This is a genomic window from Bradyrhizobium sp. LB8.2 (genome assembly GCF_040548035.1).
GTDB lineage: Bacteria > Pseudomonadota > Alphaproteobacteria > Rhizobiales > Xanthobacteraceae > Bradyrhizobium.
The window spans coordinates 17,194-37,022 of sequence record NZ_JBEPQV010000022.1 but is presented as its reverse complement, the minus strand read 5'-3'; the positions used below and the strand labels follow the sequence as shown (position 1 = coordinate 37,022).

Genomic DNA, 19,829 nt, shown 5'->3' with positions numbered 1-19,829 from the left:
CGAGGAAAGCGAAGCGCGTATTCATGCATGAAGCAGGCCGTACTCCGAAAGGGCCAGCCTGAAAGTCTCCACCGAGGTGTGGTGATGCGCGAACAGACCCGCTTCGCGCGCGCCGGCGACATTGGCCACGAGATCGTCGACGAACAGAACGTTCTCCGGCCTCACGTCGAGCTCCGACAGACAGAGGCGGTAGCAGCGCGGGTCCGGCTTCGCCGTCTTGAACCGGGCCGACGTGTAGATTCGCGCGCCGAACAGCGGCGGCAATTCCGGCAGCAGCATATTGATATGGTCGGCGACCAGCGTGGTGTTGTTGGTCAGGACGGCAATGTCGACGGCTTTACATAAGCTGCCGGCAATCTCCAGCATCTCAGGATCGGCTTGCATTGAACGGCGTCGCGCCTCGATCCACTCGTCCAGTGACAGCGGATAGCCGATGCGCTCGCCGAAACCCCGCAAATAGTCCCCGGCATCGAGAGTGCCGGAATCTCCGAGCAGTTCGAAGCCGCTGTCCCAGATCGCCTTGTGGACGAATTCGCTCGTGGCCCCCGCAAGCTTCGCCAGCCATGCGACACGCTTTCCCCTGTCGTAGTCGCAGAGGACATTGTCCATGTCGAAGAGGACGAGTTTGATCCCACCAGTCACAGCAGCACGCTCGGATTGGCCGAACATCCGGCCGTGATCCTTAGTCATATCTTGCCCGAACCCAGGAGACAAATGCGAGACAGCGCCGGATTGCTGAGCGCCCAGAGTTCCGTCTTTATGGCCGCCGCGTGCGTCGCGAACGTCATCCGCAGCTGCGGCGGTCAGGACAGGGTGCACGACGCCTGGCGTTGCCGTGTATCATCCATCCAGCGTGAAGCCGACGCGCAGCGTGACCTGGTAGTGGCGCACGGCACCGTTCTCGATGTGGCCGCGCGTCTGCACCACCTCGAACCATTTCATCTCGCGAAGAGTCTTGGCGGCACGGCTGATCGCGTTCTTGATCGCATCCTCGATCGAGGTCTCCGACGATCCGACCAGTTCCAGGATTTTGTAGACGTGATCCGTCTCGCTTGTAGGCATAACCATTCTCCCCTTTTGCTGTGGCGAGGCCATATATGTCTGTCGCGGACAGTCGGCGCTCGCAAGACATCCGGCCTCGACTCTGAACGGATGCCGGCGCTTCGGGTTCCGTCCCCCGGCGCTCGCCCCGCTAGGCCCTGTCCATGGCCGTGGCTTCTTTTTTTAAGCGCACGGAAATGTGGGTCGCGCCTGCGCACTGCGCTCCCGAATTGGCGCACGGTCGCGGGGCTGCTCTTGCCCGTTCCGATGCGAGCGAGCGGCGCGTGCCGAAACTCAGTGCGGCGTTCTATCGCGACGTGGTGGCAAGGAATGCGATCGGGGTGTGAGGCGCTGCCTCTGAACCCTACGGATCCAGCTCCGTGTCCCAGTAGAGATAATCCAGCCAGCTATCATGCAGATAGTTTGGCGGAAACAGCCGGCCGTTGCGGTGGAGCTGGTGCACGGTCGGCGCGAAGGCGTGCTGGCGCGGAAACATTTTTGCCTGGACCGGCGTGAGATTGCCCTTGCGCAAATTACAAGGCGAGCAGGCCGCGACCACGTTCTCCCAAGTGGTCTGGCCGCCTTTGCTGCGCGGGATGATGTGGTCGAAGGTGAGGTCTTCGGGCGAGCCGCAATATTGGCAGTTGAAGCGATCGCGCAGGAAGACGTTGAACCGGGTGAAGGCGGGGTGGGTGGTCGGCTTGACGAAGGATTTGAGCGAGACGACGCTCGGCAGCTGCATTTGCAGCGTGGGACTATGCACCGCCTGATCGTAATGCGCGACGATGTTGACGCGGTCGAGGAACACCGCCTTGATCGCGTCCTGCCACGACCACAAAGACAGTGGATAGTAACTCAGCGGCCGGAAGTCCGCATTCAGCACCAACACCGGCCAATGACCTTGCGAGACATGTGCGTTCAAGTAACGCTCCTGGCCTCCAATGTACGCTGCGAAGCAGCATGTACTGACATACTACATGCAGCGTGACGGGATTGTGAAGCCCGTTGAGCGAGTTATTCCGGCGCAAAGCAATGCGGCCGGGGAGTGGCAAAGCGCCCAAAAACGCCGTGATTTACGGGAATGAGGACGACGTCGGGGGAGCCGGCGTCTTCCTGACAGCGCGTCGCGGCGTTGCTGGGGCAGCTACTCCCGCACCCGCTCCAGCTTCTGCAAACATCGCGTCCCGCGCACCGCCGCCGGCATCTCCTCGTCCGGAAAGCTGGTCTTCCAGTCGGTGACGCCGACCTCGCCGACATAGATGTCGCCTCTAGAATCCAGCGCGATGCCGTGCGGGGCCAAGAACTTTCCGCTCGCAACGCCGGGGCCTTCCTCGCCGCCGAGCCGCGCGATGCGGTTGCCCTTCGCATCCACGATTGACAGCCGCGGGCCGAGATTGGGCACCTTGCGGTTGACGGCGAGGCCGGGGCCGAGTTCCCCGATGACGAAGGTCGGGGTTTTGCCGCCGCCGCAACAGCACAGCGCGCAGGGGCGGTGCAGATTGTTCCACTGCGTCTCGTACCTGCCGTTGCCGTCGAACACCTGCACGCGGTGGTTCTCACGGTCGGCGACATAGACAAAACCGTCGGAGTCGGTGGCGATGTTGTGCACGATGTTGAACTGGCCGGGATCGGTGCCGGGCTCACCCCAGCTCTTCATCAGCTTGCCATCGGGCGTGAACTTGTGCACGCGCGCATTGCCATAGCCGTCGGAGACATAGATTTCGCCCTGCGGCGACAGCGCGGTGTGGGTGCAGCGGTGGAAGGGATCGCCGCTCATGAACGGTGATGGTTTTTCGGGAATGCCGATCGTCAGGAGCACCTTGCCGTCGGTGGTGCATTTGCGCACGGTGTGGTCGCCGTCGTCGGTGCAATAGAGATTGTCGTCGGCATCGATGTGCAGGCCATGGGCGCGCGAGAACAGACCTTCGCCCCAACCGCCGAGAAAACTGCCCTCGCGGTCCAGTACGACCATCGGATGGGCCCCGCGATTGAAGACGTAGATGCGGTCCTTGCTGTCGACCGCGACCGAAGCGACGTCGGTGAGCTGCCATCCGTCGGGAAGTTTCGCGAAATTTTCGACGACGCGGTAGCGGTGTTCGCCGGTGCCGAGAATGGCTGGCATGGGTAGTCCCTTCCTATGGCTATTTCTGTCGTGCTCGTTTGCATCCGCAATGACGGAGAGGCTCAAGTTGCGCCCGCCTCACACGCCAAAATCCCTTCCTCGATCGCCTTGATCTGGAGTGCGAGATATTTCGAGTTGATCCGGCATTGTGCGAGGCTGCCGGCGATGAACCAGAGGCCGGGCTGCCTGGTGCGCGCATACATGTTGCGCAGCTCGAGGCCGTCGCCAAAGCCCCAGATCGGGCCGACCCGGTCGGCGACGTCGTCGCCGAACAGTTTCCGCACCAGATATTCCTGCGTCTTGTAACCGGTCGAGAGCACGATCAAGTCGGCCGGAAGGGTCGTGCCGTCCTTCATTCGCGCGCCCTCGGTGACGAAACCCTCGATATCGGAAAACTGCCTGAGCTTGATCGCGCCTTCGGCGATCAGGTTGGAGCAGCCGACGTTGAAGTAATAGCCGCCGCCGCGGGTGAGGTATTTGAACTGCCAGCCGGTGCCGGCCTCGCCGAAATCGAGCCTGAAGCCGACGCGGGAGAGTCCGTCGAGCAGCTCCTTGTCGAGCTCCTTCGACTGCTCCGTCAGCATCACATGGGTCTTCTTCGCGAGTGGCGTCGGCATCGAGGTCGCGATCAGATCATTGTCCTCGAGCGTGCCTTCGTTGTAGGTGGCATAAGCAAGTTGGGCCGACGGCTCGATATTGGTGACGAGCGTGGGTGAACGCTGCACCAGCGTCACTTCCGCGCCACTGGAGTGGAGATCCTGCGCGATGTCGTGGCCGCTGTTGCCGGTGCCGATGACGATGGCGCGCCTGCCTGTCCAGTTCTCGCCGTCCTCGTAGCGGCTCGAATGCAGCAGCGTGCCCTTGAAGTTATCGAGGGTCGGAATAACAGGCACATTTGCGATGCCGCTGACGCCGGTCGCCATCACCACATGGCGCGGATGCATGATGCGCTTGCTGCCGTTGGCGTGCCGCAGTGTGACCGTCCAGTGGCCTTTTGCATCGTCGTAGGCGCCGCCCTCGAATTCGGTGCCGGTCCAGAAGTTCAGCTCCATCGCATCGACGTAAGCTTCGAACCAGTTGGCGAGTTTGTCCTTGGGGATATAGGTCGGCCAGCTCGGCGGAAACGGCATGTAGGGCAAATGATTGACCTGCACCTGGTTATGCAGGGTCAGCGCGTGATAGCGCTTGCGCCAATTGTCCCCGATCCGCGCCTCGCGATCGACGATCAGGGTGTCGACTCCCAACTGCTTCAACCTTGCCGCAATCGCAAGGCCGGCCTGGCCGCCGCCGACCACCAGCACGACGGGATCGCGATTAGTGTAGTCGCGCGAGGCGTTGCGCAGGTCGAGCCAGTTCGGTCCACGGAAGTCGCGCGAATAGGCCTGGCCGCGCGGCCGCGAGGTGCCGATCTGTTCCTCGAACCCTTTGAGCTCGTCGAGCGCGGTGAGTAGCGTCCACGCTTTCAACCGGTCGCCGTCGGCAGCGTCGGGCATAAGCCTGACGATGCCGCTGCCGCGTCCCAGTACGGTTTCGAAATTGAAGATTGCTTCGATATTGTTGGTGCCGGCGCGCGTCACCCAGCGCGGCGGCGCACGGTTCGGCGCGATCTTGAAGCTGCCCGGCGCGACCTTTGCCGCAAGCGTTGTCAGCTCCCGCTTGATCGAGTCGCGGCCGGCGATAGTTTGCAGGTTCCAGCTCAGTGCCAGGACGTCGCGCCAAAAGCTGTCGGCGAGGAACAGCCCATCCAGCGTGCCGGCCTCACCCAGCGTGCGCTCGAACTGATCAAGCCAGGCTTGCGCAGATGCATAAATATCCTTGGTCTTGTCGAGCATGCGCGACCTCTTGCCGTCTTCGCGGCGTTTCCTCTGAGGTCGACGCTATACTGGATAAGCCTACGCCAAAAGCGCTTTACCCGAGCAGCGAGAGCATGTGGCCCTGCTCAGGCGGAATACGGCCCTTCAGCGTGTCGAGGTAGATTTGCCGCACCGCCTCGGGGCCGTGGCTATCGACCACGGTCAGGCTTCTCTCCAGGAGCGACGCAAAGCCGGACCATGCCGTACCAAAACGTTGCTCGATGCCGCCCGGGCCCCATTCCTTGGCGCGCTTGCGGATCTGGTCGGGCGCGAAGAACCAGCGCGGTTTGGCACCGGGTAATTCGCCTTCGTCGGCGTCAGTGGCGCGATGCGTCAATCCGACGCGCACCGAGCATTTCATCCGCTCACCGAAATGTCGGTGCAGTCCGGCGCGCAAGGCGCTGTTGCCGGCCATGTCGACAAAGGCGACGGGAACGTCCGGCGGCAGCGACGTCACGCGGTCATAGGTGACGATCTGGTCATAGCGGCCGAGCGACGTGACAAAGTCCGTGTTCCCGGCCGAGGTCAGTCCGATCACCCTACGGCCGCGCGTGTGCAGGAGATGTGCGAGCCCGAACGCGGTCTTGCTTGAAGCGCTCGACAGCAGCACGGTCCGCGCGCCGAAATCGTCGTTCTCGGCGAGAAAATCGTCGACCAGGAACGACAGCATGAATAGCGGCCGCAGCAGCGCCTGAAGGTCGCCCTGATGGCCGGCAAAGGCAGGATCGCCCGTAACGCGGGAATAGAGATTGTAGACCGGCGACACCTGCTTGCGATGCTCGGCGCCGTCACGAAGAGCGCGCTAGTTGACGTCCGCGGCCTCAATGACGAGATGCGTCGCCATCGGGAAATAGCCGAACAGCCGCTCGCCCACGGCGACGTTCGGATGCCTGGAGGCAATCACCTCGCCAAAGTCCCACACCGGAATGTTGCCAAAACCGTTCGGCGCGGGAAAGAGCTGCCAGTATTTCAACTCGTCGCCCATCACCGCATAAGTAATGTTGTTGGCGGTGAAGGCGAAGCGCTCGACCTTCACGAGCAGGGCGTCAGGCGGCAGCGCATCCGCGCCGGGAAGCTCGGTCGCGATCACCTTGCACTGGTCGAGGTCATCTTTCGCAACGACGAAGTCGATCGATGTCATGGCTTTGATCCCGGCTCTGTTCGTCGGCATCTCATCATTCACCGATGATGCTTTTGCAACAGCAACATAGTTTAAAACGCCGTTCGGCTGCTCAGGCCGTCAGCACGCCCTCGCGCTTCTTCACCGCGCGGTAGTAGCTCCACCACAGATGCGCGGCGGCGCCGCGCAGGGGACGCCAGGGTTCGGCGAGCGGCACCATCTGCTTCTCCGTCGGCCGCGCCGGCAAACCCAGCCCGATGCGGATGCCTTCCTGCACGGCGAGGTCGCCGGCCGGCCAGGCGTCGCCATGGCCGAGGCAGAACAGCAGATAGACGTCTGCGGTCCAGGGGCCGATGCCGGGCAGCGAAATCAGCGTGTGATGCGCGGCGTCGGCATCTTCCTCCGCCAGCACGTCGAGGTTCACGCGCTCCGCGATGATCTCGCGCGCAAGATGTTTCAGCGTCTTGATCTTGGCGGCGGACAGACCGAGCCGCCCTAGCCGGTCGGTGCGGGCGCGGCGCACCGCCTCATGATCGAACGGATCAAACGCTGTGGACAGCCGGCCCCAGATCGCCGCGGCGCTCGCGGTCGAGAGCTGCTGCCCGCAGATGATATGCGCGATCCCGGCAAAACCCGGCTCGCGCCGCCGCAATGCCGGCATGCCGGCCGTCGCGAGCACCGGCTTGAGCCGCGGATCGCGCTTGATCAGCGCGTGGACGGCCTCTTCGAGATCGGACTGGGTTTCGAGGTGGATGGTCATTGCTTGCTCAACTCGTCATGCGCGGGCTTGACCCGCGCATCCATCTCCTATCGTAACAGAGTCTTGGAAGATGGATGATCGGGTAAGCCCGGCCATGACGAGATCTGTGCATATGTCGCCACCCGTTTTCCGATTTGCCCCCAGTCCGAACGGCCACCTGCACCTCGGCCACGCCTATTCGGCGCTGTTGAATTCCGACCGCGCGCGCGACGCCGGCGGGCGGCTGTTGCTGCGGATCGAGGATATCGATGCGACGCGCTGCCGGCCGGAGTTCGAGACGGCGATCTACGAGGACCTCGCCTGGCTCGACATCGCCTGGGAGACGCCGGTGCGGCGGCAGTCGGAGCGTCTCGGCGAGTATCGCGCGGCGCTGGACAGGCTCTCGGCGCTCGGCGTGGTCTATCCCGCCTTCGAAAGCCGCGCCGAGATCGCAAGGCGGGTTGCGGCCCGCGAAGCGGATGGGCCATGGCCGCGCGATCCCGACGGCGCGCCGCTTTATCCCGGCGACGGAAAATCGCTGTCCGCCGGCGAGCGCGAGCGGCTCATCGACATCGGTGCGCCTTATGCGCTTCGGCTCGACATGGCGGCCGCCTGCCGCCGCGCCGCCGGCCTGACCTGGAACGAGCTGGGCGCGGGGCCCGATGGTGAGCGCGGCATCGTCCCGGCGCGGCCAGAAGCCTGGGGCGACGTCATTCTGGCCCGCAAGGAGACCCCGACCAGCTACCATCTGTCGGTGGTCGTCGACGACGCGCTCCAGGGCGTCAGCGAGATCGTACGGGGCCAGGACCTGTTTCACGCCACCTCGGTGCACCGCCTGCTTCAGATACTGCTCAGCCTGCCGGAGCCCGCCTACCACCATCACCGGCTGATTTGCGACGAGATGGGGCGGAAGCTGTCGAAATCGACCCGGGCGACCGGTCTGCGCGAGTTGCGCGCGGCAGACGTCACGCCGGCCGGTATCCGCCGGTTGGTGGGATTAGGTTAAGTTTCTCTGGGGGTTAGCCAAACGCCGCCGTGACTCCGGGCGTGCCGCCATGCCATGCTCGCGCGACGGCCCGGGGTTCGAAGGGGATACTTCGAAGGGGAGTTATGGCGGCGAAAACGCGCGCAGCGCGCACTACGCGGACGTCCAAGCGAGTGGCTCGGAAGCGGTCAGGGCCGGCCGCCCGGCTGCCTAAGCGCAGCACCAAGGCGGCCAAGCCGGACGTAGTCCAGGCCGCGCTTGCCGCCTTTGCCCATGAAGTCCGCACCCCCCTGACCGGTATTCTCGCGATCAGCGACCTGCTCGCGACCTCCGATCTCGGCGAGCGGGAACGGCGCTGGGCCGACACGATCAAGGCCGGTGCTGAGCATCTGGCCAGCCTTGCCACTCTGTTCGTGGATGCGGCCAGATCCAGCAAGGGGGCCGGCAAGGGGGTCGGGGGTGGAAGCACGCTGCGGCAGGATTTGTTCGACCTGCGGACGCTGGCCCGCAACGCCGGCGATTCGCTGGCCGGTCGCGCTGCGGCCAAGGGCCTCCAGGCCGAGGTCGACATCTCCGAGAAGCTGCCGGGGCTGGTGGTCGGTGATCCCGTCCGCCTTCGGGCAGCGCTCGAGAATCTGATCGACAATGCCGTGAAATTCACCGAGCACGGCGGCGTGGCGCTCGCGGTCGCGCCTTGGCGTTCCGCCAAGAGCAAGGACAAGAGCAAGGGCAAAACAAAGGGCAAAGGCAGGGTCGGTGTCGCCTTCGCGGTGTCCGACAGCGGCATCGGCCTCACCATGGCCGAGATCAAGCGGCTGTTCCGCCCGTTCACCCAGGCCAATGTCACCATCGCCTCGCGCTTCGGCGGCGCGGGCTTGGGCCTGTCCTCGGTGAAGCAACTGGCGCGCGCGATGGGCGGCGACATCACCGTCGCCCCACGTCGCGGTGGCGGCGCCACCTTCACGCTGACGATGTCACTGGACGCGACGGGATCGGGCAAGCCCCGCAAATCGAAGGGCGAAGCCGAGGCGGATGCGGTCGCGGCGCTGCGGGTGCTCAGCGTCGAGGACAATCCGTTCGGCCGCGTCGTGCTCAACACCATTTTGACCGAGCTCGGCCATCATGCCGAGTTCATCGGGCGCGGCGAGGACGCGGTGAACCGGCTCGCGCAAGGCGCCTTCGACGCGGTGCTGATGGATATGGTGCTGCCGGGCATCAATGGCGTCGAGGCGATCAGGCGGATCCGCACCATGGCGAAGCCGCTGGCTCAGATCCCCATCATCGGGGTGTCCGGTCGCGGCGAGGACGAAGTCGCCTCACGCGAGGCCGGCGCCGACGCTTTTCTGGTCAAGCCTGTGTCTCCGCGGGCTTTAGCGACTGCGCTGCTTGAAGCGACACGCCGTGAGGAAGCCGCGACTTGATGATCGCGGCGTTGAGCTCGCCGCCGAAAACGAAGATCGCGGCGATGAAGTACAGGAACACCAGCGCGATGATCACCGAGGCGAGCCCCGCATACATCGTCACGTAATTGTTGGCGAAGCGCGCCAGATATTGCCCGAACACGATGCCTGATATCAGCGACGCCACGATGGTGAACACGATGCCGGGCAGGATCTGGAGGAAGCCGCGCCGCCCCGCCGGCAGCCAGGCGTGCAGGATGAGCAGCGCCACCACCAGCGCGCCCACGGTGATGCCGTAGCGCAGCCAGGTGAGGATGCTCTCGTTGGACTCGACGAACAGCGGAATGTGGCGCCGCGCCGCCTCGATGAGGAGCGGGCCGAGCACGATCAGGAACGCCATGGCAAGTGCTGTGAAGGCGGCGACCAGCGTGTAGCCGATCGACTCCAGCCGTAGCCAGTACCAGCGCCGCATCTCGACCACCGCATAGGCGCGGTTCAACGCGACCCTGAGTGCCTCGACGCCGTTCGAGGCGAAGTAGACCGACAGCACTGCGCCGACGGTCAGTACGCCGGAGCGGGTCGTGGTCAGAACGTCGTGCACCTCGCCCGAGATCGAATCGGAGACTTGCTTGGGCCAGACCTGAAGCATCAGGCTTGCGGCCTGGTCCGCGAGTTCCTTGGAGCCGAAGAAGCCGGCCAGCGAGGTCAGCACGATCAGGAACGGGAACAGCGCCATCAGCGTCGACAGTGCGATGTGGCTCGCGATCGCCCAGCCATCGTCGGCCAGGAACGTGTAGAACGCGTCCATCACGACGACGTAGATGGTGCGGATCGCCTTCACGTGCCACCTACACTGCTGTTGCCGCTTCTTCTTCCCGCGCGCGGGAAGCGCATTCCGGCCTCGCCCCGCAAGCGGAGATCGGCGAGGAGGATGGGCAATTCGCGCAAATCCAGATTCATCCAGCTAGCTTCTGATATTATTGGCTTAAAAGCCAGATCGGGAACGCCATGGCGGACCGGCGCGCAGGGTGTTATCTACCCTCGGATGGCATCCCTCCTGAGTACTTTCATCCTGCCAATCGCGGTCGGCGCCGTGGCGTTGGTGCTGCTGCTCGGTCTCATCAACATGATGCGCGGCGGCTCGCCCAACACCTCGCAGAAGCTGATGCGCTGGCGCGTGCTGCTTCAGTTCGTGGCGATCGTCATCGCGATGCTCGCCGTGTGGGCGATGGGGCGTTAACATGGTCGTGCTCAACCGCATCTATACGAAAACCGGTGACGACGGCACGACAGCGCTCGGCTCGGGCGAGCGCCGGCCGAAATACGATCTGCGCATCGAGGCCTATGGCACGGTCGACGAGACCAATGCTGCGATCGGCGTCGTTCGTCTGTACACAAAGGACGCGTCCGAGCTCGACGCGATGCTCGGGCGGATCCAGAACGATTTGTTCGATCTCGGCGCCGACCTTGCGGTCCCGGAGCGTGAAGGCAAAGCTGAGCGGCTGCGGGTGGTGGCGAGCCAGGTTGAGCGGCTGGAGCGCGACATCGACGCGCTCAACGACAAGCTGACGTCGCTAACTTCCTTCGTGCTGCCGGGCGGGACGCCGGTTGCCGCCTACCTACACGTCGCCCGCACGATTTGCCGCAGGGCGGAACGCGTGATGGTGGAACTGGCGGCCCGGCCCGGCGAGCCCGTCGGCGCGGCTGGCATCCAGTATATGAACCGTTTGTCGGACTTTCTGTTCGTGGCCAGCCGTGCTGCCAACCATGACGGCGCCGGCGACGTGCTCTGGGTTCCCGGGCAGAATCGCTGACCCGTTGAGCGGCGCACTTCTGGGAGGCAAAATTAGCCCCCTTCGCGCGTTGACCGGGCCTGATCAGGCCTTTAGGTTCCGCGCCAGTTGATAACCCCCCTCCTGAATTGAGTGAAAGAGGATCGATGAAGGTCTTGGTGCCGGTAAAGCGGGTGGTCGATTACAACGTCAAGGTTCGCGTCAAGAGCGATGGATCGGGCGTTGAACTCGCCAACGTCAAAATGTCGATGAACCCGTTCGACGAAATCGCAGTCGAGGAAGCGCTGCGCCTGAAGGAAGCCGGCAAGGCGACCGAAGTCGTGGTGGTCTCCATCGGACCGGCGCAGGCGTCGGAAACGATCCGCACTGGTCTCGCCATGGGCGCCGATCGCGGCATCCTGGTGAAGGCCGACGGCGCGGTCGAGCCGCTCGCGGTCGCCAAGATACTGAAGAAGATCGCTGACGAAGAGCAGCCGGGCCTGATCATTCTCGGCAAGCAGGCGATCGACGACGACAGCAATCAGACTGGCCAGATGCTGGCCGCGCTGCTCGGCTGGTCACAGGCGACCTTTGCCTCGAAGCTCGAGGTCGATGGTTCTGACTTCAAGGTCACCCGCGAAGTCGACGGCGGCTTGCAGACAGTGAAGCTGAAGGGACCGGCGATCGTCACCACCGATCTCCGTCTCAACGAGCCGCGCTACGCCTCGCTGCCCAACATCATGAAGGCCAAGAAGAAGCCGATCGCGGACAAGAGCGTCGCCGACTACGGCGTCGACGTCACCGCACGCCTCGAAGTTCTCAAGACGACGGAGCCCGCGGGCCGCAAGGCCGGCGTCAAGGTCAAGGACGTCGCCGAGCTGGTGTCGAAGCTCAAGAACGAAGCCGGGGTGCTCTGATGACGACGTTGCTGATTGCCGAAAACGAACAGGAGGTCCTCAAGGACTCCACCAACAAGGCGCTGACCGCAGCTTCCCAGCTCGGCGGTGACGTCCACGTGCTGGTTGCCGGCGGCGGGCAGGGCACCAAGGCTGCGGCGGATACTGCCGCGAAGCTTGCCGGAGTCGCCAAGGTGCTCGTCGCCGAGGGCGACCTCTACGCGCACGATCTTGCCGAGCCGCTGGCCGCCCTGATCGTCTCGCTGGCCCCGTCCTATGACGCGTTCGTCGCTCCCGCGACTTCGCGCTTCAAGAACGTGATGCCGCGCGTCGCCGCGCTGCTCGACGTCATGCAGGTCTCGGAGATCACCAAGGTGGTCGCCCCCGACACCTATGAGCGCCCGATCTATGCCGGCAACGCCATCCAGACGGTGAAGTCGAAGGACGCCAAGAAGGTCATCACGGTGCGCACCTCCACCTTCGCTGCGGCGGGTGAAGGCGGCAGCGCGTCGGTCGAAAGCGTCGCAGCGGCCGCCGATCCGGGCCTGTCGTCCTTCGTCGGCGAGGAAGTCGCCAAGAGCGACCGTCCGGAGCTGACCTCGGCCAAGATCATCGTTTCCGGTGGTCGTGCCATGCAGAGCCGTGAGAACTTCGCAAAGTACATCGAGCCGCTCGCCGACAAGCTCGGCGCCGGCGTCGGCGCTTCGCGGGCGGCGGTGGATGCCGGCTATGCGCCCAACGACTGGCAGGTCGGCCAGACCGGCAAGGTCGTGGCCCCCGAGCTCTATGTCGCGATCGGCATTTCAGGCGCGATCCAGCATCTGGCCGGCATGAAAGACTCCAAGGTGATCGTCGCGATCAACAAGGACGAGGACGCGCCAATCTTCCAGGTTGCCGATTACGGCCTGGTCGCTGACCTCTACCAGGCGGTTCCGGAGCTGACGGCCGAACTCGGCAAGCTCGGCAAGTAAAACGCGTAAAAACACCGGCCGGAGGTATAAACTCCGGCCGGTGTTGCTTTTTATGGCGTTTTCTTTGGCGTGGGGCACGCCTTCGAAGCGATCCAATCTAGGTTTCGAGGCAGGATTCTGATCTAATCGAGTTTCTGATTAAATCAGACTTCCCGGCTCAGGGGATAGGCAGGCGCGGTTAGCAGCGCGCCGTTCCGGTGGATGATATTATGGCGGCAGTAATCAAGAAGGTCGGCGTGATCGGCGCTGGGCAGATGGGCAGTGGCATCGCGCATGTCGCTGCGCTGGCCGGCTTCGACGTCGTGCTCAACGACATTTCGGCCGACCGCCTCAAGTCAGGCATGGCCACGATCAACGGCAATTTGGCGCGCCAGGTCTCCAAGAAGGCCGTCAGCGAGGACGACAAAGCCACGGCGATGGCGCGCATCGTGGCTGGCGAGAAGCTGGACGATCTCGCGGACTGCGATCTCGTGATCGAGACCGCGGTCGAGAAGGAAGAGGTCAAGCGCAAGATTTTCCACGAGCTCTGTGCGGTGTTGAAGCCGGAGGCGATCGTCGCCTCCGATACCTCCTCGATCTCGATCACGCGGCTTGCCGCCGCCACCGACCGGCCCGAGCGCTTCATCGGCATTCACTTCATGAATCCGGTGCCGCTGATGGAGCTGGTGGAGCTGATCCGCGGCATCGCCACCGACGACCACACCTTCGAGGCGTCCAAGGAATTCGTCGCCAAGCTCGGCAAGCAGGTCGCGGTCTCCGAGGATTTCCCGGCCTTCATCGTCAACCGCATCCTGCTGCCGATGATCAACGAGGCGATTTACACGCTGTACGAAGGCGTGGGTAACGTCGAGGCGATCGACGCGGCGATGAAGCTCGGGGCGCATCATCCGATGGGCCCGCTGGAGCTCGCCGATTTCATCGGCCTCGATACCTGTCTGTCCATCATGCAGGTGCTGCACGAGGGTCTCGCCGACTCCAAATATCGTCCGTGCCCGCTGCTGGTGAAATACGTCGAGGCGGGCTGGCTCGGCCGCAAGACCCAGCGCGGCTTCTACGACTACCGCGGCGCCAAGCCGGTTCCGACAAGGTAGAGGGGTCTTGTGCCCCGGACGCAGCGCGAAGCGCTGCAGGCCGGGAGCCCAGAGGCCGCGTGCAAGCTGAAGCATGGATCCCGGCTCTGCGTCGCGCCGCGCCCGGGACACAGGCACCACCCATCCTGCGTGCATCCGCTTCGTGACAATTCATGTCGCGTTAACCGCTCGCCTCTAGGTTACGCCCAGTACGAGGGTTCGCGTAATGGACATGATGGCGATGGTCAGCAGCATGCTGGCCGCTCAGCAAGGCGCGCTGCAGTCGAATATCTCGGCGACGCTGATGAAGCAGAGCGCGGATGCGGAGAAATCCACCGTCCTGACGCTGCTCGGCGCCGGACAACCTTCGCTCGCCAATGTCGGTGCCGGCGTCGGCGGCAATCTCAATATTTCCGCCTAGAACGCCGCGGCGGCTTTGCCTGTCGCAGCCCGGATCAGCTTGAGCGCGTCTTCGCTTGCCCATTCCGCCGGTCCCGCGATCGTCGCGATCTCGCAACCTTGCGGGTCGACCAACACCGAGGTTGGCATGCCCAGCGCCCGGCCTATCGCCTTAAGATCCTGAAAAACCTTGGCTTTCTGATCGTTGAAATAGCCGAGCCGGGTCAGGCTGGCCTCCTTCAGGAAGGTCTTGGGCTTCTCGGAGTCGCGGGTGTCGATATTGATCGCCACCACCTCGAAATTGGGGCCCGAAAGCTTGCCCTGAAGCTCGTCCAGCGCCGGCATCTCCTTGCGGCAGGGCACACACCAGGTGGCCCAGAGATTTACCAGAAGCGTCTTGCCGCGGAAGTCGGACAGCTTCTTCGGCTTGCCGTCGGCGTCTTCGAAGGCGAGGTCCGGCAGTTTCAACGGCGCGCTCGCCATGGTCAGGGCCGCCAGCTCGCCATGGGCGAGGGGGGCGATCCGCGAGGCCGTCGCCACGGCCGCCCGACAGGCCGGATCGCCGGATGGAGCCCGGCTCAGGCCCAGCCCGTACAGCGCAGCAAAGCCTGCCAGGCCCCCGACCACCACGGTGGCGATGACGACGGGGATCCGGCGCGTGGCTAACCGCGCTTTCCTTGGGTCGAGCATGTCGTTGGGGTCGAGCATATCGTTTGTCATCCGGTCGCAGATATGGCTATCAGAGGCCTCTTAATACGGCTGGCAGCAGTCAGCAAACGTGCGGCGGCGACAGGCAAGGCGTGAGCAGGCGATCATGAGCAACAAGATGTGGGGCGGCCGGTTCTCGGAACGTCCCGATGAGATCATGGAAGAGATCAACGTTTCCATCGACGTCGATCGTCACCTCTTTGCCCAAGACATTGCCGCGTCCAAGGCCCACGCCGCGATGCTTGCCGCACAGGGCATCATCACGGCCTCTGATGCGAAAAATATCGGCAAGGGTCTAGACACGATTTTGTCAGAGATCGGCAAGGGCAGCTTCGAATTCAAGCGTGCGCTCGAGGACATTCACATGAATGTCGAGAGCCGCCTGTCCGAGCTGATTGGCCCGGCCGCCGGCCGTCTCCACACCGCGCGCTCGCGCAACGATCAGGTCGCGACCGATTTCCGTCTCTATGTCCGCGATGTTCTCGATGCGACCGACGCCGCGCTCGCCGCGTTCCAACAGGCGCTGGTGGAGCGCGCGCTGGAGCATGCCGGAACGGTCATGCCCGGCTTCACTCATCTGCAGACCGCGCAGCCCGTGACCTTCGGTCATCATCTGCTCGCTTATGTCGAGATGGCCGCGCGCGATCGCGGCCGTTTCCAGGATGCGCGCAAGCGGCTCAACGAATCTCCGCTCGGAGCTGCCGCGCTCGCCGGCACCTCATTCCCGATCGATCGGCACGCCACGGCGAAGGCGCTCGGTTTTGATCGTCCGATGGCGAATTCGCTCGATGCGGTTTCCGATCGCGACTTCGTGCTGGAGACGCTGTCGGCGGCCTCGATCTGCGCCGTGCACATGTCGCGCTTTGCCGAGGAGATCGTGATCTGGACCTCGCCGCTGGTGGGCATGATCCGCCTCAGCGACAAGTTCACCACCGGATCTTCGATCATGCCGCAGAAGCGGAATCCTGACGCCGCCGAGCTGGTGCGCGCCAAGACCGGCCGCGTCATCGGCGCGCTCAACGGCCTGCTGATCGTGATGAAGGGTCTGCCGCTCGCCTATCAAAAGGACATGCAGGAGGACAAGCAAGGCGCCATGGAAGGCTTCGCCGCGCTGTCGCTCGCGATCCGCGCCATGACCGGCATGGTCCGCGATATCGTCCCCGATGAAGCGAAGATGAAGCTTGCTGCAGGCGAAGGCTACGCCACCGCGACCGACCTTGCCGACTGGCTGGTGCGGACGCTGAAGATGCCGTTCCGCGAGGCCCACCACGTCACCGGCCGCATCGTCGCGAAAGCCGCCGAGGGCGGCGTGGCGCTGCACGAACTGCCGCTGAGGGAGATGCAGGCGATCGAACCTGACATCACGAAAGACGTGCTCGGCGTGCTCTCGGTCGAATCGTCGGTGAAGAGCCGGACCAGCTTTGGCGGCACCGCGCCGAAGAACGTGGCATCGCAGGCCAAGGCCTGGCTGAAGCGGTTGGAAAAAGAGCGAAAATTGGGCTGAGGGGCAAAATTTCGCTTATGTTTCATGGTCATCCGGCTCTCGCCAGAGCGCGCCAATCTCTGTATGGTGCGCCGCATAGTGGGGATTTCGTCGTGACGTCAAAGTTTCGCCCGGCCGGCTCGGGGTGGGCCATCATTGTCTTGAGCCTGACGGCGCTCGCGCTTGCCGGCTGTGGCCGCAAGGGCCCGCTGGATCTGCCGCCGACCGCCTCCAGCGCGTCCACGGCCAACGTCGCGCCGCCGACCGACACCGAGACCGAAGCCCAGAAGACGCCGAGCGTGTTCAATCCCACCTACGGCGCGGACGCCGCGCCGGCGGCGACCAAGGGCAAAAAGAGACCGTTCATCCTCGACCCGCTCCTGGACGAAAGACCCAGCCGATAGGCTGGAGCAACCGAGCCAACGCCATGAACCATTTCGACTATCGCAACGGCGTGTTGCACGCCGAGGCGGTTAACCTGTCCGAGCTGGCTGCAACCGTCGGCACGCCGTTCTATTGCTATTCGACCGCAACGCTTGAGCGACACTATCGCGTTTTCACCGACGCCTTCGCCGGCGAGAAGGTGCTGGTCTGCTACGCCATGAAGGCGAACTCCAACCAGTCGGTGCTGCGCACGCTGGCCAAGCTGGGGGCCGGCGCGGACGTGGTCTCCGGCGGCGAATTGAAGCGCGCGCTGGCCGCCGGCATCCCGGCAAGCAAGATCCTGTTCTCCGGCGTCGGCAAGACGGAAGACGAGCTGCGAGCGGCGCTGGCCGCCGACATCCTCTGCCTCAACGTCGAATCCGAGCCCGAGCTCGAGCTGCTGTCGCGGCTCGCGACCGAGGCGGGCAAGACCGCGCGCATCTCGATCCGCGTCAATCCTGATGTCGATGCCGGCACGCACGCAAAGATTTCGACCGGCAAGTCCGAGAACAAGTTCGGCATCCCCATCGCCTATGCCCGCGAGGTCTATGCGCGCGCCGCGAAGCTGCCTGGCATCGAGGTCACAGGCACCGACGTGCATATCGGCAGCCAGATCACCGACCTCTCCAAGATGGAGATCGCGTTCCGCATCCTCTCCGAATTCGTGCAGACGCTGCGCGCAGACGGCCACAACATCTCGCATGTCGATTTCGGCGGCGGTCTCGGCATTCCCTATTACATGGACCGCGAGGCGCCGCCGGCGCCCGACGCCTATGCCGCCATGGTCAAGCGCGTCAGCCACAATCTCGGCTGCACGCTGATGTTCGAGCCGGGCCGGATGATCGTCGGCAATGCCGGCATCCTCGTCGCCAAGGTCATTTATGTGAAGCACGGTGACGGCAAGAACTTCGTCATCATCGACGCCGCCATGAACGATTTGATCCGCCCGACGCTGTACGAAGCCCATCACGATATTTTGCCGGTGACACAGCCGGCGAAGGGCGCGGCCACGATCGCGGCTGACGTCGTCGGCCCGGTCTGTGAGACCGGCGACTACATCGCCCTCGATCGCACTTTGCCGACGCCGAAGGCTGGCGATCTGCTCGCCATCATGACCGCAGGCGCCTACGGCGCGGTGCAGGCCGGCACCTACAACACGCGGCCGCTGGTGCCCGAGGTGCTGGTGAAGGGCGACCAATACGCGGTCGTGCGTCCGCGCATCGAGGTCGAGCAGCTGATCGCGATGGATACGCCGGCGCCGTGGCTGTGAGCATCACGTCGGCGCCTTGCGCCCGATGAGCGCGGACACCGTCCGCGCTCATCCAGCCGGCTAGGCGTCCGGCCTACTTCTTGAACTTGTCCCTGATCGAGGCGAGGCCGGAATCGTAGACGCCGCTCAAAGCGTCGATCGCGTCCTTCTCCTTGCCGGGAACGGGGGTATAGATTCCGGTCCAGGTCACCACCGATACCGCCTCGCCCCTCGCGGTGACTTTGATGGTCGACTTGTACTGGCTCACCGGCAACGGGCTGGTTAGGAACGCGTAGGAATAGCTGTAGCTTCTGTCGTCGCGCCCGGTCTGCGCCTCGACGAACGCGGCCTTTCCGTCCTTGGTCACGAGCGTTCGGGTCGGCGGCGATTTGCCGTCCTCGATGCACATGCCGACCGGCGGCAGCCAGTCCTTGATCGCGCAGAATGGACCGATGACAGACCACACCTCGGCCGCTGCGCCGCTGACCTCAATGCTGCGCGTCAGGTTGGCTGCGGAAGCCGGCATCACGCCGGCGCCGAGGCCGATCACGCAAATCGCCGCCTTGTTTAGCGAGGCAAGGGGTCTGAACGCCGCTGAAACGTGCTTCTTCATATCAATCTCCGTTGTCTGATGGAACGCGACGGCGGCCGGTCTGGCTTGCAATGCCGGTCGGATAGACGATGCCCGCCGTCCGCGGCCAGTTCAGCAAATGAACCGAGCGCAATACAGAATCTGAACTAGGAAGCCGCGCGCATCGGCCCTAAGGTTCCGCTCTCGCTTGTCACGGAGGCCCGCATGACTATCGGCAGCTACAGGCAGTTCTGTCCGGTCGCGATGGCGGCCGAGATATTATGCACGCGCTGGACCGTCGTGCTGCTACGTGAGCTCGTCGCCGGCTCGACCCGGTTCAACGAGTTGCGCCGCGGCGTTCCGCGCATGTCGCCTGCGCTGCTTTCGCAGCGCCTGAAGGAGCTCGAAGCCGCAGGCATCGTCATCCGCCAGCCGTCGGCTTCCGAGCGCGGCGTGATCGAGTATCAGCTGACCGCCGCCGGACGCGAACTCGGTCCCATCGTCGAGGCGTTCGGCATCTGGGGGCAGCGCCGCATCGAATCGGATCTGTCGCTTCAGCATCTCGATGTCCAGCTGCTGATGTGGGACATGCGGCGGAATCTGAACACGACTCCGATGCCGAGCCGCCGCAGCGTGCTGCAGTTCGCCTATCCGGAATTGCCCTCAACGCAGCGATTGTGGTGGCTGATTGTCGATCCCGACGACAGCGTCGACCTCTGCTCGATTGATCCCGGTTTCGACGTCGATCTTTACGTGTCGGTTGATCTGCGCACCATGACGGCGATCTGGATGGGGCTCGATACCGTGCGCGCGGCCATCGCCAGCCGGCGGATGCTGCTTACTGGCGAACGGCAGCTTGCCGCAGCCATGCAAAGCTGGCTGGGCCTCAGCCCGTTCGCCAAGGAACGCAAGCTGGCGAGCTGATGCAGGGCGGCTCGATTCAGTATTTATATCGGCCCGCTACAGTTCCCGTACTGGCGAGCCGCCGCCGTGTTCTGGCACCCAAGTCATGCCCGCCCCTATCAAG

General features: G+C 64.1%; 21 protein-coding genes and 1 pseudogene. 12 read left to right on the top strand and 10 right to left on the bottom strand.

What is annotated here, in order from left to right; translation table 11 throughout:
* Positions 1 to 21: 21 nt before the first annotated feature.
* From ABIB06_RS24605 to ABIB06_RS24575, 7 genes and pseudogenes are all read right to left on the bottom strand, one after another.
* On the bottom strand, positions 22 to 669 hold the full coding sequence (locus ABIB06_RS24605) for an HAD family hydrolase (RefSeq protein WP_247339987.1): 648 nt from the start codon (positions 667 to 669) through the stop codon (positions 22 to 24).
* A gap of 171 nt (positions 670 to 840) precedes the next feature.
* Positions 841 to 1,062 carry a dodecin gene (locus ABIB06_RS24600; protein WP_247339886.1) on the bottom strand — a complete coding sequence of 74 codons (222 nt, stop codon included), beginning with the start codon at positions 1,060 to 1,062 and terminating at the stop codon, positions 841 to 843.
* A gap of 343 nt (positions 1,063 to 1,405) precedes the next feature.
* Positions 1,406 to 1,963 carry an HNH endonuclease gene (locus ABIB06_RS24595; RefSeq protein ID WP_247445180.1) on the bottom strand — a complete coding sequence of 186 codons (558 nt, stop codon included), beginning with the start codon at positions 1,961 to 1,963 and terminating at the stop codon, positions 1,406 to 1,408.
* 222 nt (positions 1,964 to 2,185) lie between these two features.
* Positions 2,186 to 3,163, bottom strand: coding sequence for a peptidyl-alpha-hydroxyglycine alpha-amidating lyase family protein (locus ABIB06_RS24590; protein WP_354050329.1), 978 nt, complete (start codon positions 3,161 to 3,163; stop codon positions 2,186 to 2,188).
* Positions 3,164 to 3,225: 62 nt separating this feature from the next.
* On the bottom strand, positions 3,226 to 4,995 hold the full coding sequence (locus ABIB06_RS24585) for a flavin-containing monooxygenase (RefSeq protein WP_354050327.1): 1,770 nt from the start codon (positions 4,993 to 4,995) through the stop codon (positions 3,226 to 3,228).
* A 76-nt stretch (positions 4,996 to 5,071) separates the two neighbouring features.
* A pseudogene (locus ABIB06_RS24580) lies at positions 5,072 to 6,157 on the bottom strand (DUF2855 family protein).
* 91 nt (positions 6,158 to 6,248) lie between these two features.
* Positions 6,249 to 6,896 (bottom strand): DNA-3-methyladenine glycosylase family protein, encoded by a 648-nt coding sequence (locus ABIB06_RS24575; RefSeq protein ID WP_247445176.1) that lies wholly within the window; start codon positions 6,894 to 6,896, stop codon positions 6,249 to 6,251.
* Positions 6,897 to 7,008: 112 nt separating this feature from the next.
* Here ABIB06_RS24575 and gluQRS point away from each other — a divergent pair, with 112 nt between their 5' ends.
* Together gluQRS and ABIB06_RS24565 are read left to right on the top strand one after the other, a co-directional pair.
* Positions 7,009 to 7,881 (top strand): tRNA glutamyl-Q(34) synthetase GluQRS, encoded by an 873-nt coding sequence (gluQRS, locus tag ABIB06_RS24570; RefSeq protein ID WP_354050326.1) that lies wholly within the window; start codon positions 7,009 to 7,011, stop codon positions 7,879 to 7,881.
* 104 nt (positions 7,882 to 7,985) lie between these two features.
* Entirely contained in the window at positions 7,986 to 9,281 is a 1,296-nt protein-coding gene (locus ABIB06_RS24565) for an ATP-binding protein (protein ID WP_354050324.1), read from the top strand.
* Here ABIB06_RS24565 and ABIB06_RS24560 read toward each other — a convergent pair.
* Complete coding sequence (locus tag ABIB06_RS24560) at positions 9,208 to 10,101, bottom strand: YihY/virulence factor BrkB family protein (protein ID WP_247339897.1); 894 nt, start codon at positions 10,099 to 10,101, stop codon at positions 9,208 to 9,210. The genes ABIB06_RS24565 and ABIB06_RS24560 overlap by 74 nt on opposite strands.
* 204 nt (positions 10,102 to 10,305) lie before the next feature.
* Between ABIB06_RS24560 and ABIB06_RS24555 the strand changes: the two genes are divergently transcribed.
* From ABIB06_RS24555 to ABIB06_RS24530, 6 genes are all read left to right on the top strand, one after another.
* A complete protein-coding gene (locus ABIB06_RS24555; protein ID WP_247339988.1) occupies positions 10,306 to 10,500 on the top strand; it encodes a twin transmembrane helix small protein in 195 nt (64 codons plus the stop codon).
* 1 nt (position 10,501) lies between these two features.
* Positions 10,502 to 11,074 (top strand): cob(I)yrinic acid a,c-diamide adenosyltransferase, encoded by a 573-nt coding sequence (locus ABIB06_RS24550; RefSeq protein ID WP_354050322.1) that lies wholly within the window; start codon positions 10,502 to 10,504, stop codon positions 11,072 to 11,074.
* A 125-nt stretch (positions 11,075 to 11,199) separates the two neighbouring features.
* Complete coding sequence (locus ABIB06_RS24545; protein ID WP_247339903.1) at positions 11,200 to 11,949, top strand: electron transfer flavoprotein subunit beta/FixA family protein; 750 nt, start codon at positions 11,200 to 11,202, stop codon at positions 11,947 to 11,949.
* Entirely contained in the window at positions 11,949 to 12,899 is a 951-nt protein-coding gene (locus tag ABIB06_RS24540; protein WP_354050319.1) for an electron transfer flavoprotein subunit alpha/FixB family protein, read from the top strand. Before ABIB06_RS24545 ends, ABIB06_RS24540 begins: the two co-directional genes overlap by 1 nt.
* A 209-nt stretch (positions 12,900 to 13,108) precedes the next feature.
* Entirely contained in the window at positions 13,109 to 13,990 is an 882-nt protein-coding gene (locus tag ABIB06_RS24535; protein WP_247339905.1) for a 3-hydroxybutyryl-CoA dehydrogenase, read from the top strand.
* A gap of 205 nt (positions 13,991 to 14,195) precedes the next feature.
* A complete protein-coding gene (locus ABIB06_RS24530) occupies positions 14,196 to 14,390 on the top strand; it encodes a hypothetical protein (protein WP_247339907.1) in 195 nt (64 codons plus the stop codon).
* Here the strand turns inward: ABIB06_RS24530 and tlpA are convergent.
* Positions 14,387 to 15,076: a thiol:disulfide interchange protein TlpA gene (gene tlpA, locus ABIB06_RS24525; protein ID WP_502916592.1), complete on the bottom strand. Its 690-nt coding sequence runs from the start codon at positions 15,074 to 15,076 to the stop codon at positions 14,387 to 14,389. The genes ABIB06_RS24530 and tlpA overlap by 4 nt on opposite strands.
* Positions 15,077 to 15,182: 106 nt before the next feature.
* Between tlpA and argH the strand changes: the two genes are divergently transcribed.
* The 3 genes from argH (at position 15,183) to lysA (ending at position 18,252) form a co-directional block, all read left to right on the top strand.
* On the top strand, positions 15,183 to 16,580 hold the full coding sequence (gene argH, locus ABIB06_RS24520; RefSeq protein ID WP_354050317.1) for an argininosuccinate lyase: 1,398 nt from the start codon (positions 15,183 to 15,185) through the stop codon (positions 16,578 to 16,580).
* Positions 16,581 to 16,672: 92 nt separating this feature from the next.
* Positions 16,673 to 16,963, top strand: coding sequence for an LPS translocon maturation chaperone LptM (lptM, locus tag ABIB06_RS24515; RefSeq protein WP_247323420.1), 291 nt, complete (start codon positions 16,673 to 16,675; stop codon positions 16,961 to 16,963).
* A 23-nt stretch (positions 16,964 to 16,986) separates the two neighbouring features.
* On the top strand, positions 16,987 to 18,252 hold the full coding sequence (gene lysA, locus ABIB06_RS24510) for a diaminopimelate decarboxylase (protein WP_354050315.1): 1,266 nt from the start codon (positions 16,987 to 16,989) through the stop codon (positions 18,250 to 18,252).
* A gap of 73 nt (positions 18,253 to 18,325) precedes the next feature.
* Here the strand turns inward: lysA and ABIB06_RS24505 are convergent, their stop codons facing one another.
* A complete protein-coding gene (locus ABIB06_RS24505) occupies positions 18,326 to 18,844 on the bottom strand; it encodes an SRPBCC family protein (protein WP_247445171.1) in 519 nt (172 codons plus the stop codon).
* A 183-nt stretch (positions 18,845 to 19,027) separates the two neighbouring features.
* Between ABIB06_RS24505 and ABIB06_RS24500 the strand changes: the two genes are divergently transcribed.
* Positions 19,028 to 19,726, top strand: coding sequence for a winged helix-turn-helix transcriptional regulator (locus ABIB06_RS24500; protein ID WP_247339915.1), 699 nt, complete (start codon positions 19,028 to 19,030; stop codon positions 19,724 to 19,726).
* Positions 19,727 to 19,829 lie beyond the last annotated feature (103 nt).